The organism is Methylobacterium sp. Leaf88 (assembly GCF_001422795.1).
Classification (GTDB): domain Bacteria; phylum Pseudomonadota; class Alphaproteobacteria; order Rhizobiales; family Beijerinckiaceae; genus Methylobacterium.
In genome coordinates, this window is record NZ_LMMK01000012.1 from 449635 (window position 1) to 463809 (window position 14175).

At 71.4% G+C, this 14175-nt stretch carries 13 protein-coding genes; 11 read left to right on the top strand and 2 right to left on the bottom strand.

Features of this window, described 5'->3' with window-relative positions:
- Positions 1 to 390 precede the first annotated feature (390 nt).
- Complete coding sequence (locus tag ASF20_RS08480; RefSeq protein ID WP_056272931.1) at positions 391 to 1980, bottom strand: catalase; 1590 nt, start codon at positions 1978 to 1980, stop codon at positions 391 to 393.
- A gap of 150 nt (positions 1981 to 2130) precedes the next feature.
- On the opposite strand from ASF20_RS08480, the gene ASF20_RS08485 reads away from it, so the two are divergent.
- The 7 genes from ASF20_RS08485 (at position 2131) to ASF20_RS08515 (ending at position 10716) form a co-directional block, all read left to right on the top strand.
- Positions 2131 to 3105 (top strand): LysR substrate-binding domain-containing protein, encoded by a 975-nt coding sequence (locus ASF20_RS08485; protein ID WP_056272934.1) that lies wholly within the window; start codon positions 2131 to 2133, stop codon positions 3103 to 3105.
- Between the two features lie 48 nt (positions 3106 to 3153).
- The gene (locus tag ASF20_RS08490) at positions 3154 to 4203 is read left to right on the top strand and encodes an AbrB family transcriptional regulator (RefSeq protein ID WP_056272936.1); all 1050 of its coding nucleotides are present in this window, start codon (positions 3154 to 3156) and stop codon (positions 4201 to 4203) included.
- Positions 4204 to 4217: 14 nt separating this feature from the next.
- Positions 4218 to 4565: a diacylglycerol kinase gene (locus ASF20_RS08495; RefSeq protein ID WP_056273729.1), complete on the top strand. Its 348-nt coding sequence runs from the start codon at positions 4218 to 4220 to the stop codon at positions 4563 to 4565.
- 96 nt (positions 4566 to 4661) lie between these two features.
- Positions 4662 to 6224, top strand: a complete 1563-nt coding sequence (gene ilvA / locus ASF20_RS08500; protein ID WP_082501235.1) for a threonine ammonia-lyase, biosynthetic — start codon at positions 4662 to 4664, stop codon at positions 6222 to 6224.
- A 220-nt stretch (positions 6225 to 6444) separates the two neighbouring features.
- The gene (locus ASF20_RS08505; RefSeq protein WP_056272941.1) at positions 6445 to 8595 is read left to right on the top strand and encodes a methyl-accepting chemotaxis protein; all 2151 of its coding nucleotides are present in this window, start codon (positions 6445 to 6447) and stop codon (positions 8593 to 8595) included.
- Between the two features lie 145 nt (positions 8596 to 8740).
- Entirely contained in the window at positions 8741 to 9637 is an 897-nt protein-coding gene (lgt, locus tag ASF20_RS08510; RefSeq protein WP_056211418.1) for a prolipoprotein diacylglyceryl transferase, read from the top strand.
- A complete protein-coding gene (locus ASF20_RS08515) occupies positions 9634 to 10716 on the top strand; it encodes an SAM-dependent methyltransferase (protein WP_056272943.1) in 1083 nt (360 codons plus the stop codon). Before lgt ends, ASF20_RS08515 begins: the two co-directional genes overlap by 4 nt.
- 14 nt (positions 10717 to 10730) lie before the next feature.
- On the opposite strand, the gene ASF20_RS25270 is transcribed toward ASF20_RS08515, so the two are convergent.
- Positions 10731 to 10853 carry a hypothetical protein gene (locus ASF20_RS25270; RefSeq protein WP_274534705.1) on the bottom strand — a complete coding sequence of 41 codons (123 nt, stop codon included), beginning with the start codon at positions 10851 to 10853 and terminating at the stop codon, positions 10731 to 10733.
- A gap of 253 nt (positions 10854 to 11106) precedes the next feature.
- Between ASF20_RS25270 and ASF20_RS08520 the strand changes: the two genes are divergently transcribed.
- The 4 genes from ASF20_RS08520 to rimM all read left to right on the top strand — a co-directional run bounded on the left by ASF20_RS08520 (position 11107) and on the right by rimM (position 14096).
- Entirely contained in the window at positions 11107 to 11331 is a 225-nt protein-coding gene (locus ASF20_RS08520) for a hypothetical protein (protein WP_056210880.1), read from the top strand.
- 38 nt (positions 11332 to 11369) lie between these two features.
- Positions 11370 to 12932, top strand: a complete 1563-nt coding sequence (gene ffh, locus ASF20_RS08525) for a signal recognition particle protein (protein ID WP_056272946.1) — start codon at positions 11370 to 11372, stop codon at positions 12930 to 12932.
- A gap of 104 nt (positions 12933 to 13036) precedes the next feature.
- Positions 13037 to 13399 (top strand): 30S ribosomal protein S16, encoded by a 363-nt coding sequence (rpsP, locus tag ASF20_RS08530; RefSeq protein ID WP_055957770.1) that lies wholly within the window; start codon positions 13037 to 13039, stop codon positions 13397 to 13399.
- 10 nt (positions 13400 to 13409) lie between these two features.
- Positions 13410 to 14096, top strand: coding sequence for a ribosome maturation factor RimM (rimM, locus tag ASF20_RS08535; protein ID WP_056210876.1), 687 nt, complete (start codon positions 13410 to 13412; stop codon positions 14094 to 14096).
- Positions 14097 to 14175: the final 79 nt, after the last annotated feature.

Consider the following 14175-nt stretch of genomic DNA (forward strand, 5'->3'; position numbering starts at 1 on the left):
GTTTTTCTGGTTCGCGATCAATGCCGATCTCTAGTCCCGCGCCGCAATAGCCTGAAACTTCCTCATGCCTGGCATTTAGCGACCCGATCTGTAAACATATCGTGCTCACTTCTGGAAACACCTTCGATCATCACAATAAGAGCCGCCGAATAGACTGCCCGACAAGCGTCAGTGCTCAGCGTTCCCAGAAGACGGATCCCGAGGTTCGCGACCGTCGCGCGATGTATTCGCCTCGCGTCCCGATGGATGTCGTCGCGTCGACCCCTCCGTTGAGGGCTCCTTCCGATCCGCCCTGGACCTGCCGTGCACAGGGGACCGACCAACGAAAAAGTCCCGCAGGGTCGCTTGACCCTGCGGGACTCGATCTGTCTTCGTTATGGGGAGGTCGGTCTATTCGGCGGCGATGCTGTGGGCCTGGCTGCCGTCGGTATAGGTCTCGGCCTGGAGGCGCTGGCCCGGAGCCGCGCGGCCCGGCAGCGGCGGCAGGGCACGGGCCTTCTCCAGGTCGATGCCCGCACCCTCGGCGACGCGGCGGCCGTAATCCTCATCCGCATGGAGGAAGTGCCAGACCATCCGCAGCTGAATCGGCTCCGGGCACTGCTTCATGTCGCCGACGAGGTTGGCGATCAGGTCGTCGCGCTCCCAATCCTGGAACGAGCGGTAGCGCACGCCGGCCTGGGTGTAGTCGTCCTCGGTGCGCGAGGTCTGGTAGCGACCGAGGTTGCCCTGGACCGGCTGGTGGTAGTCCTTGGCGGGCTTGGGAGCCTCCCGCAGACCCTCGGCCAGGGTCGAAGGCTCGTAGTTGATGTGGCGGTTCGGACCCGTGCCGTCGACGCCGTAGGTCATCTGGCCGTCGCGCTGGTTCGAATAGACCTTCACGCCCGGCTGCGGGGCGTTGATCGGCAGCTGCAGGTAGTTGGCGCCGACGCGGTAGCGCTGCGTGTCCGAGTAGGACAGCGTGCGCCCCTGGAGCATCTTGTCGTCCGAGAAGTCGATGCCGTCCACGAGGACGCCCGTGCCGAAGGCCGACTGCTCGACTTCCGCGAAGAAGTTGTCCGGCACGCGATCCAGCACCATGCGGCCCACCGGCAACAGGGGGAAGTCCTCCACCGGCCAGAGCTTGGTGTCGTCGAGGGGATCGAACGACAGGTGGTCGTTCGGGCCGTCGGGCATGATCTGCACGCAGAACTCCCACTCGGGGAAGTTGCCGGCCTTGATGTTGTCGTAGAGGTCACGGGTGGCGTGGCCGACATCCTTGGCCTGGATCTCGGACGCCTGGGCCGAGGTCAGGTTGCGGATGCCCTGCTTGGGCTCCCAGTGGAACTTGCACAGCACCGCTTCGCCCTGGTCGTTGACCAGCTTGTAGGTGTTGACGCCCGAGCCCTCCATCTCGCGATAGTTGGCGGGGATGCCCCAGGGCGACTTCAGGTGCGTCACCATGTGGATGGCTTCGGGGTGCTGCGCCACGAAGTCGAAGAAGCGCCACGCCTCCTGGCGGTTGGTCACCGGGTCCGGCTTGAACGCGTGGATCATGTCGGGGAACTTGATCGCGTCGCGGATGAAGAAGACCTTGAGGTTGTTGCCCACCAGGTCCCAGTTGCCGTCGACGGTCTTGAACTTCACCGCGAAGCCGCGCGGGTCGCGCTCGGTCTCGGGCGACTCCTTGGCGCCGGCGACGGTGGAGAAGCGCACGAACATCGGGGTCTTCACGCCGGTCTCGTTCAGGACGCGGGCGCGGGTGTACTTGGAGGCGGGCTCGTTGCCGATCTTGCCATACGCCTCGAAGTAGCCGTGGGCGCCGGCGCCGCGGGCGTGGACCACGCGCTCCGGAATCCGCTCCCGGTCGAAATGGGTGATCTTCTCGATGAACTGGTAGTTCTCGAGGGTCGCCGGGCCGCGCTCGCCCACCGTCCGGGTGCTCTGGTTGTCGCGAACCGGGTGGCCTTGGCGGGTGGTGAGAATCGGGCGCTGATCGCTCATGCGGTGCTCTCTCGTTCGGAACAGATCGACGCGGCGGTGGCCGCATCCAGACCTTGGCTGAAAACCTGGAATGGTTCTGAGACAGCGTTATGGCCCGCCGCGAGCGATTTGGCTAATGCATCGTGGCGAACGCGATGATAGTCACAGCCTATGAATATGTCCGGCCTGTCCCTGCGGGATCTCGAATACGTCGTCGCCGTGGCGGAGGAGATGCATTTCGGCCGGGCTGCCGAGCGCTGCAACGTCAGCCAGCCGACCCTCAGCGTCCAGGTCCGCAAGCTGGAGGACCTCCTCGGCCTCGCCCTGTTCGAGCGCGGCAACCGCCGGGTGATGCTGACACCGGCCGGGCAGACCATCGTGCGGCAGGCCCGTATCGTCATGGCGGAGGCCCAGCGCCTCCTCGTGCTGGCGAGCGAGGGGCGCGGCGCGCCGCTCACCGGCCGCCTCGTCCTGGCGGCGATCCAGACCCTCGGGCCCTACCTGTTTCCCCTGATCCTGCGGACCCTGCGCCAGGACTTCCCGCTCCTCGCCCTCGCCCTGAGCGAGGCGCGCACGGCCGAGATCCTCGAAGGGCTGCACAACGGGCGCATCGACGCCGCCCTGATCTCCCTGCCGGTGCCGGCATCCGGGCTCACGGTGTCGCCCCTCTTCGTCGAACCGTTCCAGCTCGCCTGCCCGGCCGAGCATCCCCTCGCCCGCGGCGGCGCCCTGCGCGCCACCGACATCGCCGGCCCCGACCTGCTCCTCCTCGACGAGGGCAACTGCCTGCGCGACCAGACCGTGGCGGCCTGCGGGGCCGGCTCGGCCGCCGGGCGCCACGCCACCAGCCTGGAGACCCTGCGCTCGATGGTGGCGGCGGGGGCGGGCTACACCCTGCTCCCGGCCCTGGCGGTGCCCTCCGGTCCCGATCCCAGCGGCCTCACGGTGACCCGCAGCTTCGACGTGGACGGGCCGGGGCGCACCGTCGCCCTGGCCTGGCGCACCAGCGATCCGCGGGCCGACGGCCTCGCGCACCTGGCGGCGTTCTTCCGGGCCCACGCGCCGGCGGGCACCACGGCCTGCCGGGACGACGGCATGCCCCGTCCGCGCGCCGGGCGCCGTGACAGCGTGAGCGATCCGGTGTAGCGCCCGGCGCGACGGGCGTTCCCTGCCCGGCCCATTCCCGGCATCACCGTGCTCTCACTGCGCTTCATCGGCCGTTGGGCGGCCCTCCTCGGCGCCTCCGGCCTGCTGGCCTACGGCCTCGACCGCGCGCATTTCCCGGCGGCCCTCCTGCTCGGGCCGATGGTGGCGGCGATCGCCTTCGGGGTCGGGGGCGCGAACCTGTCGGTGCCGAAATCCGGCTTCCAGGCCGCCCAGGCGATGATCGGCTGCCTCGTCGCCCACACGGTGACGGCCGAGATCGTCGGCACCGTGGTGGATGACGGCTTCCTCATCCTCGCGGTGGTGCTCGTCACCGTCCTGGTCGGCGGGGCGGTCGGCTGGGCCCTGACCCGCCTGCGCATCCTGCCGGGGTCGACCGCCGCCTGGGGCTCGTCGCCCGGCGGCGCCGCCGCCATGGTGGCGATGTCGGAGGAATACGGCGCCGATCCGCGCCTCGTCGCCTTCATGCAGTACGTGCGCGTGGTCGCCGTGGTGCTCTCGGCCTCCGTCATGGCGCGCCTGCTCACCAACGTCTCCGACGTGGTCCCGGCCTCCGATCCCGTCACGGTGGCCCCGCTCGCCCTCCTGGCGACCCTGGCGGTCGCCGCCTGCGGCGCCGGCCTCGCCAAGCTCCTGCACCTTCCGGCCTTCGCCTTGACCGGGCCGATGCTGCTCGGCGCCGCCCTGCACGCCTGCGGCCTGGTCTCCATGGCCCTGCCGATGCCGATCCTCGACCTCGCCTACGCCACCATCGGCTGGTATGTCGGCCTGCGCTTCCGGCGCGAGACCCTGCGCGAGACGCTCAGCGCCATGCCGGGCATCGTCGTGGCCACCCTCGGCGTGATCGCCCTGTGCGGCGGCTGGGCCTACGGCCTGACCTTCCTGCTGCCCGTCGACTTCCTCACCGCCTACCTCGCCACCAGCCCGGGCGGTCTCGATTCGGTGGCCATCATCGCGGTCGGCTCGAAGGTCGACGTCTCCTTCGTGCTGGCGGTGCAGACCCTCCGGCTGTTCGTGGTGCTGGTGACGGGGCCGATCGTGGCGAAGTGGATCGCCCGCGGCGCTCCGGCGGCGCCCTGAGACAGCGCCCGGACATGCACGCCCTCTACCTCGCCTTCCTGAATTCCTGGCACGGCCTCGTGCACGGCGCCCGGACCGAGCGGGCGGTGCGCCTGGAACTCGCGCTCCTCGCCCTCGGGGTTCCCCTGGCCCTCCTCCTCGGGTCGGGCCTCTGGGTCCGGGTCGCCCTGGTGGCGAGCCTGCTCCTGATGCTCACCGCCGAGTTCCTGAACACCGCGGTGGAGAAGCTCTGCGACCACCTCCACCCGGCCCGGCACCCGAAGATCGGCATCGTCAAGGATCTCGCCTCGGCCGGGACCTTCTCCGCCCAGGGGATCGCGGCCCTGGTCTGGATCGCGGCCCTGATCGAGCGGCTCGCCTGACGGCGAGCGTTCCCGCTCAGCCACCCGCGACAGCGCCTCGCTCGCTTCTCATGCGCCGAGCGCCTATGTGCGGGGCGAGTCCCCTCGCGCCGCACCATTGCCGGAGCCCGTGTCTCCTTGACCGACTACATCCGCAAGATCCTCACCGCCCGCGTCTACGACGTCGCCATCGAGAGCCCACTGGACCCGATGCCGCGCATGTCGGCGCGCCTCGCCCGCCCGGTGCTCCTGAAGCGCGAGGACCTGCAGCCGGTCTTCTCGTTCAAGCTGCGGGGCGCCTACAACAAGATGTCGGGCCTGGCCCCCGAGCTGCTGGCCAAGGGCGTCGTCTGCGCCTCGGCCGGCAACCATGCGCAGGGCGTGGCCCTGGCGGCCGCCCGCCTGAATGTCCGCGCCGTGATCGTGATGCCGCGCACCACCCCGGCGATCAAGGTCGACGCCTGCCGGGCGCGCGGGGCCGAGGTCATCCTGTTCGGCGATGCCTTCGACGAGGCCCTGGGCCATGCCCGGGAGCTTGAGGCGCGCGACGGCCTGACCTTCCTGCATCCCTTCGACGATCCCGACGTGATCGCCGGCCAGGGCACCATCGGGATGGAGATCCTGACCCAGCATTCCGGGCCGATCGAGGCGATCTTCGTGCCCGTCGGGGGCGGCGGCCTCGCGGCGGGCGTCGCCACCTTCGTGAAATACCTGCGGCCCGAAACCAAGGTCATCGGCGTCGAGCCGGACGATGCCGCCTGCATGGCCGCGGCGCTGGCCGCCGGGAAACGCGTGGTGCTGCCCACGGTCGGCCTGTTCGCGGACGGCGTCGCCGTGCGCGAGGCCGGCGCCGAGACCTTCCGGCTCTGCCGCGAGTACCTCGACGAGGTCATCACCGTCGACACCGACGCCATGTGCGCGGCGGTGAAGGACATCTTCGACGACACCCGCGCCATCTCGGAGCCCTCCGGCGCCCTGGCCCTGGCCGGCGCCAAGGCCTACGCCGCCCGGCAGGAGGGCGGCACCGGCACCCTGGTGGCGATCTCCAGCGGGGCGAACCTCAACTTCGACCGCCTGCGCCACATCGCCGAGCGCGCCGAGCTCGGCGAGCAGCGCGAGGTCCTGCTCGGCGTCACCATCCCCGAGCGGGCGGGCGCCTATCGCGCCTTCATCCAGACCCTCGGCCCCCGGGCGATCACCGAATTCAACTACCGCTACGCCGCCGGCGCCGACGCGCAGATCTTCGTGGGCATCAACCTCGCCGGCGGCCTGCGGGAGAAGCATGCCCTCATCGATTCGCTGAAGGCCGCCGGCTACCGCACCGTCGACATGAGCGACAACGAGATGGCCAAGGTCCACATCCGCTACATGGTGGGCGGACGCGCCACGGGCCTCGCCGACGAGCGGCTCTACCGCTTCCAGTTTCCCGAGCGGCCGGGGGCGCTGATGAAGTTCCTCGACGTTCTGGGCGACGGCTTCGCCATCACGCTGTTCCACTACCGCAACCATGGCGCCGATTACGGCCGGGTTCTCGCCGGCATCGACGTACCGCCGGCCGAGCGCGCCCGCTTCGATGCGGCGATCGAGGCCCTGCACTACCCGTGCGTCGACGAGACCGACAACCCGGCCTACCGGATGTTCCTGGACGACGGCCAGGGCATGGCCGGCGCTGCGGCCTGAAGCAGGCTGGCGGCATCGCCGGATCAGGGGCAGTGGTGAACGAGGTGTCGATCGCCCGCACGTCCCTTCGTCCGCGCAGCCACAAGACTTGACAAGCGCCGGGCGGTTGTTGCGCACGGACTGGAATTCTGGATACGCTGCCAGATTGTCCCGAACGAAAGTTTTAATTCAACATTTCTCCGTAGCAACGACGTCCGCACTTCCTCTTCGGGCGTATCCCATGGCACGTTTGACCAGCCTCAACTTTCGTCTGCCCGCGATCACCGTCGGTCTGGCCCTCGTCAGCGCCACGGTGATGGGCGGGCTGAGCTGGTACAGCGCCCGCTCCGGCCTGGTCGACGCGGCCCGGGAGCGCCTCCAGTTCGCCGCCTCGGCCCGGAAGGCGGGGATCGAGCTGATCGCCGAACGGATCGGCGGAGACCTCGTCACGGTGGCGGGCAATCCGCAGGTCGGCGGCAACTTCGGCGATCTGGCCGAAGCTCTCGACCCCGCCAAGCCCGACTTCGCCGGGCTCGTCCGGACTTATACGGGTGGCGCGAACCTCGAGGCGCGCCTCGGGGCGGAGGCTTCGGGCACGATGTACGGGCGCCGCCACGCCAAGGTGCAGGAGGTCGCCCGCAAGCTCCTCGAGCGCCCGGGCTACGCCGATCTCGTCTTCGTGTCCGAGGACGGGCGCGTCGTCTACACCACCACCAAGGGCGCCGATTTCGGCCAGGCCCTGTCCGAGCCCGCGCTGGCCTCGACCGGCCTCGCCCGCCTGGTGGCGCGCCTGAAGAGCGCCGATTCCGACGCGACGCTGTACGAGGACTACGCCGCCTATCCGGCGGAGGCCGTCCCGTCGGCCTTCATCGGCCGGGCCATCGCCCGCCGCGCCAACGTCGCCATGGGCACCGGCCAGGAGGCCGCGCGCATCGGCTTCGTCCTCCTGCGCCTGACCCCCGCCCTGTTCGATCGCACCCTCGCGGACCGCGCCGGCCTCGGCGAGACCGGCCAGATCCTGGCGGTGGGCGCAGACGGCGCCCTGCGGTCCAACCCGCCCCTGTCCCCGGCCGTCACGGCCGGCAAGCCCGCGACCGACCTCGGCCTCGACAAAGCGGAGCTCGCCAGCGAGCACCCCTTCACCTACGCCAACGGGAGCGACCGTCGGATGGTGGCGACCGCCAAGGTCTCGGTGCTCGGCGCCCCCTGGACGATCCTGGCCGAGCAGGCCGAGGACGAGACCCTCACGGCGGTGGGCACCCTCACCCGGGCCCTGGCGGTCACGGCCCTCGCCGTCCTCGCCGCCACGGCGATCCTCGGCCTCCTCTTCGCCCGCACCATCGTGGGTCCCCTCGGCGCGCTGACCCGGGCCCTGCAGGCGCTGGCCCGGCGCGAATCCCTGGCCGAGGTGCCGGGCAGCCGGCGTGCCGACGAGATCGGCGACATCGCCCGGGCCGTCGTCACCATCCGCGACATCTCCCTGGAGGAGGCCGCGCAGCAGCTGAAGACCACCGAGGCGGCGCGCCTGCGGGAGGAGACGGAGCGGCGGACCCTGCTCCGCGACCTTGCGGACCGCTTCGAGCGCTCCGTGGGCGGCATCGTCGGCACGGTTTCGCAGGCCTCCGGCGACCTGCAGGGCGCCGCCACCGGCATGACCGAGGCGGTGGCCGGCACGGCCCGGCGCTCGACTTCCGTGGCGGCCACCGCGCAGGAGACCGCGGGCAACGTCAACGCCGTGGCGGTGGCGGCCGAGGAGCTCGGCGCCACGGTCGGCGAGATCGGCCGCCAGGTCGAACAGGCCGCGACCATGTCGGCCCAGGCCGTGGACGAGGCCGGCCGCACCGCCGCCACCATGCAGACCCTGTCCGAGGCCGCGACCCGGATCGGCGACGTGGTCGGCCTCGTCTCGCAGATCGCCAGCCAGACCAACCTGCTGGCCCTGAACGCCACCATCGAGGCGGCGCGGGCCGGCGAGGCGGGCCGCGGCTTCGCGGTCGTCGCCGCGGAGGTGAAGAACCTCGCCGAGCAGACCAGCCGCGCCACCACGGAGATCGCCGAGCAGGTCGATGCCATCCGCTCGGCCACCACCGGCGCCACCGGGGCGATCCGCAGCATCGTCACGCGGATCGAGGGCATGAGCTTCGTCACCAGCAGCATCGCCGCCGCGGTGGAGGAGCAGGGCGTGACGACCCAGGAGATCGTGCGCAACATGGGCCAGGCCTCCTCGGGCACCGGTGCCATGAGCCAGGACATCGAGGCGGTGGCCCGCTCGGCCGCCGAGGCCGGCGCGACGGCGGACCAGGTGCAGCGGGCCTCCGCGGACCTCTCGCGGCAGTCCGAGCAGCTGCGCACGGAAGTGGCGAGCTTCCTCGCCACCGTCCGGGCCGCCTGATCGCGGCGGCCGGCGGCGGACCGCCGGGAGGTGATCGGGGAGGCTTGGTTACAGGGCGGGCGGCGGGGCCGGCCATGTCCGCGGCGGGGTTGACCCCCGGGCGGGCTCGGGCCCAATGCCGCGGTTCAACCGGGACACCGCCTCGATGCCGCCGCTCTTCGCCCTGCCCTTCCCCGCCATCGATCCGGTGGCGGTGGCGATCGGGCCGATCACCATCAAGTGGTACGCCCTCGCCTACATCGTCGGCCTGCTGGGCGGCTGGTACTATGCCCGCCGGCTGGTGGCGGCGGACCGCTACTGGGGCGTGGTGCGCCGCCCGAGCCTGAACGACATCGACGACCTCATCGTCTGGGTGGCGCTGGGCGTCGTGCTGGGCGGCCGCATCGGCTACGTGCTGTTCTACAACCTGCCGCTCTACATCGCCGACCCCATCGAGATCCTGGCCATCCGCAACGGCGGCATGTCGTTCCACGGCGGCTTCCTCGGCGCCGTGCTGGCCATGGTGCTGTTCGCCCGCTCCCGGAAGCTTCAGGCCCTCACCCTCCTCGACCTCGCCGCCGTCGTGGTGCCGATCGGGCTGTTCTTCGGGCGGATCGCCAACTTCGTGAACGGCGAGCTCTGGGGCCGCATCGCCCCGGACTTTCCCTACGCCATCGTGTTTCCCACCGGCGGCCCCCTGCCCCGGCACCCGAGCCAGCTCTACGAGGCGGCCACCGAGGGCGCTCTCCTGTTCGTGGTGATGATGATCGCGGTGCGGGCCCGCGGTTTCCGCAGGCCCGGCCTCATGGGCGGCATCTTCGTCCTCGGCTACGCCGTCGCGCGCACGTTCTGCGAGTTCTTCCGCGAGCCCGACCGCCAGCTCGGCTACCTGTTCGGCACCGAGACCTGGTCCACCGGCGGCATCACCATGGGCATGGTGCTCTGCGTGCCGATGGCGCTCGTCGGCCTCGCCGCCATCGTCCTGGCCCTGCGCGGCACCACCCGCCCGCGCGTGGCGATCGAGGACGGGGCGGCGTCGCCCGCGAAGGTCGATCCGGCGTGACGAGCCCGCTCTTCGCCGCGATCCGCGACGAGATCCTGGCCTCGGGTCCGATCGGACTCGACCGCTACATGACCCTCTGCCTCGGACATCCGGTGCATGGCTACTACCGCACCCGCGACCCCCTCGGGGCGCGGGGCGATTTCGTCACCGCCCCCGAGATCAGCCAGATGTTCGGCGAGCTGATCGGGATCTGGATCGCGGCGACCTGGGAGGCGATGGGCGCTCCCCCCGACCTCGCCCTGGTGGAGCTCGGCCCCGGTCGCGGCACCCTGATGCAGGACGCCCTGCGGGCGCTGTCCCGCGCCGCGCCGGCCCTGCGCCCGGCCCTGCACCTCGTGGAGACGAGCCCGGTGCTCCGGGGCGAGCAGGAATCCCGCCTGTCGGGGGCGGCCCCGACCTGGCACGAATCCCTCGACACCCTGCCGCACGGCCCGACCCTCGTGATCGCCAATGAGTTCTTCGACGCCCTCCCCGTCCGCCAGTTCCAGCGGGCCGAGCGCGGCTGGTTCGAGCGCCTCGTCGGCCTCTCGCCGGACGGCAGCGCCCTCGCCTTCGGCCTGGCGGCGGAGCCCGACACGCGCATCGCCGCGAGCGGCCCCACCGGCGTCCTGATGACCCTGCCGAGCGCCGCCCTGGACGCCGTGCGCGGCCTCGCCCGCCGCGTGGTCGCCCACCGGGGCGCCGTCCTCCTCGTGGATTACGGCCACGTCCGGCCGGGCTTCGGCGATTCGCTCCAGGCCGTGCGCGGCCACGCCTTCGTTCCGCCGCTGGCCGCCCCCGGCGAGGCCGACCTGACCACCCACGTGGATTTCACCGCCCTCGGCCGGGCCGCCACCGGCGAAGGGGCGATCCTGCACGGCCCCGTGGACCAGCGCGACTTCCTTCTGGCGCTGGGCCTGCGCGAGCGCGCCGAGGGGCTGGGCCGGACCGCGAGCGAGGCGCAGCGCGAGGCCATCACGGCGGCGGCGACCCGCCTGACCGACCCGTCCCGGCGCGGCATGGGCAGCCTGTTCAAGGCGATGGCGTTCTCGGACGCGACGCTCGCGGCGCTGCCGGGGCTTCCGCCGGCGGGGCGCTGATCGGACAGGTCGGCTCAGTGGGCGCGGCGGGCGAACCACAGGGTCCCGAGGCCCAGCGCCAGGGCGCCGAGTGGGAACAGCAGCAGGGTCAGGGTGTGGGCGTCCATGGCCGAACCCTCGATGGCGGGACTCCCCATGCCGACGAACCCGCGCCGCGTGTCGGAGCGGCAGGATGCCCGTGCAGGCCGTGCCCATCAACCGCAAAACTTGACTCCGGCCCGCCGTCGGACTAACCGCCTCCCTATTCATTCGACGGTCTGATCGTCATCACGAACGCCGACCGGCCCCGCGAGGCCGGAGGTCAACGCCCGACAGCGCGATGCGCCCTCGGGCGGGTTTCGCGTTGGGGACAGGGCGTCGGCCCCGGCCACACCGTCGTCGCGAGTCCCGATGCCCAACGCTGCCGCGAACACGACCCTGCGCATCGAGGATGCGGTGAACGACACCTGCCCGTGGTCGGGCAAGCCGATCGCGGCCGATTCGCTCACCCTCTACAACGGCGCGGTGGTGGGCTTCTGCGACCCGGGCTGCCGGGACAAGTTCGCCCAGGCGATCCGCGGCTTCGAGGACGCGCTCCAGGCGCGCCGGGCCGAGAGCGCGGGCGTCAACCAGTGACCGGTCCGACGACGATGCCGGTCCAGGGAGCCTGACGCATGTTCGAAGGCCTGTCCGATCGCCTCTCCGGAATCCTCTCCGGCCTCACGCGCCGCGGCGCCCTCACCGAGGCCGACGTCACCGCCGCCCTGCGCGAGGTCCGGCGCGCCCTGCTGGAGGCCGACGTCGCCCTCGAGGTGGTACGCGGCTTCATTGAGAAGGTGCGCGAGAAGGCCGTCGGCGCCGTCGTCCTCAAGTCGGTCACCCCCGGCCAGATGGTCGTCAAGATCGTCAACGACGAACTCGTGGCGATGCTGGGCTCGGAAGCCGGCATCATCGATCTCAACGCCCCGGCCCCCGTCGCCATCCTGATGGTCGGCCTGCAGGGCTCGGGCAAGACCACCACCACCGCCAAGATCGCCCGCCGGCTGGTCGCCCGCGACAAGCGCCGGGTGCTGCTGGCCTCCCTCGACACCCGCCGCCCGGCCGCCATGGAGCAGCTCGCGATCCTGGCCAAGCAGGTCGAGGTCGAGAGCCTGCCGATCGTCGCCGGCCAGTCGGCGGTTCAGATCGCCCGGCGCGCCATGGACGCGGCCCGCCTCGGCGGCTTCGACGTGGTCATGCTCGACACCGCCGGTCGCATCACCCTCGACGAGGCGCTGATGGCGGAGGCGGCCGAGGTCAAGGCCGCCACCAACCCGCACGAGGTGCTCCTCGTCGCCGACGCCCTCACCGGCCAGGACGCGGTCAACACCGCCCGCGCCTTCGACGAGCGCCTCGGCGTCACCGGCATCGTGCTGACCCGCATGGACGGCGATTCTCGCGGCGGCGCGGCCCTGTCGATGCGCGCCGTCACCGGCAAGCCGATCAAGCTCGTCGGCACCGGCGAGAAGGTCGACGCCCTGGAGGAGTTCCACCCCTCCCGCGTCGCCAACCGCATCCTCGGCATGGGCGACATCGTCTCCCTCGTCGAGAAGGCGGCCGAGACCATCGACCACGAGCAGGCGCTCCGCACCGCGGAGAAGATGCGCAAGGGCAAGTTCGACCTCGACGACCTGTCGATGCAGCTCGCCCAGATGGAGAAGATGGGCGGCATCGGCGGCCTGATGGGCATGCTTCCCGGCATGGGCCAGATGAAGAAGCAGGTCGAGAACGCCAACCTCGACGAGAAGATGTTCAAGCGCCAGCGGGCCATCATCTCGTCGATGACCGCCCAGGAGCGGAAGAATCCCGACATCCTCAAGAATTCCCGCAAGAAGCGCATCGCGGCGGGCTCGGGGACGAAGGTGGAGGAGCTCAACAAGCTCCTCAAGATGCACCGGACCATGGCCGACATGATGAAGGCGATGGGCTCGGGCAAGCGCGGCATCGGCCAGGCCCTGGGCTCGATGTTCGGCATGGGGGGTGGTGGAATGCCGGGCGGCATGCCCGGCCTGCCCCCCGGCATGCCGGAGCCGACGCCGGAAATGATCGCCGACATGCAGAAGCAGCTCGGCGGCAAGCTCCCCCCGATGCCTCCGGGCCTCGGGGGCAAGATGCCGGGCCTGCCCGGGCTCGGGGGTCCCAAGGGCCCCGGCGGCCTGCCGGGTCTCGGCGGATTCCCCTTCGGGAAGAAGAAGTAGCGACGGGGGCGTAGCGCATAGCGAGTCGGGTTCGCGCCCACGGACTCGCCATTCGCTACGCGCGCCTCGCCCTCACACGACACACCGACCTTTGGAGTAGAACCATGTCCCTCAAGATCCGTCTCACCCGTGGCGGCGCCAAGAAGCGCCCGTACTACCGCATCGTCGTCGCCGACGCCCGCGCCCCCCGCGACGGCCGCTTCATCGACAAGGTCGGCGTCTACGACCCGATGAAGGCCAAGGACGATCCGGCCCGCATCGTGCTCGAGGCCGACAAGATCCAGGCCTGGCTCGCCAAGGGCGCCCAGCCCACCGACCGCGTCCTGCGCTTCCTCGACGCCGCCGGCCTCGCCAAGCGCCCCGCGCGCAACAACCCGCAGAAGGCCGAGCCGGGCGAGAAGGCCAAGGAGCGTGCCGCCAAGCGTGCCGAGAAGGCCGCCGCCCCGGCCGAAGACGCCGCGGCCTGAGGTCCCCCGCATGGCCCGTCGTCCCGGAGGCACATCGACCCACGGTGACGGCGGGCGCCGTGCGCGGCCCGGCCGCATCGGCAGCGCGGCGGCCACCTCGGCCCACCGGCCGCGGCCCGAGGCCGACGCGCCCCTGCCGCCCACCGACCCGAGCCTCGTCCAGATGGGCGAGTTCGGGCGGGCGCACGGGCTCAACGGCGAGGTCCGGCTGAAATCCTACACCGGCGACCCGCAGGCGATCGCGTCCTACGGGCCGCTGATCGGCGCCGACGGCCGCCGCGTCGAACTCACGGACGTCCGGCAGGCCGGCGGCGCCTCCCCCGACCTGCTGGTCGTGCGGGTGAAGGGCGTCGGCGACCGCACCGGCGCGGAAGGCCTCAACCGCCTCGCCCTGTACCTGCCGCGCGAGCGTCTCGGCACCGTGTCGGACGCGGACGAATTCTTCACCGCCGACCTCGTCGGCCTCGCGGTGGTCGACACGCAGGGCACGGTCCTGGGCACCGTCGCGGACGTGCCGAACTACGGCGGCGGCGATCTCCTGGAGATCAAGCCGGCCCTGGGCGGCGCCACCGCCCTCCTTCCCTTCACCAAAATCTTCGTGCCCGAGCTCGACATCGCCGGCGGCCGCGTCGTGGTCGATCCGCCGGAGGACCTGTTCGCCCCGGCCCAGCCGCGCCCCCCGGACGAGCCCGCCTGAGGGGAAGGCGGCCGCGCGATCGCGCCGACGCCGCCGATTGCCGAAATCCCTCTTCCCCGGACGGGAAAGAGTCCTCCGC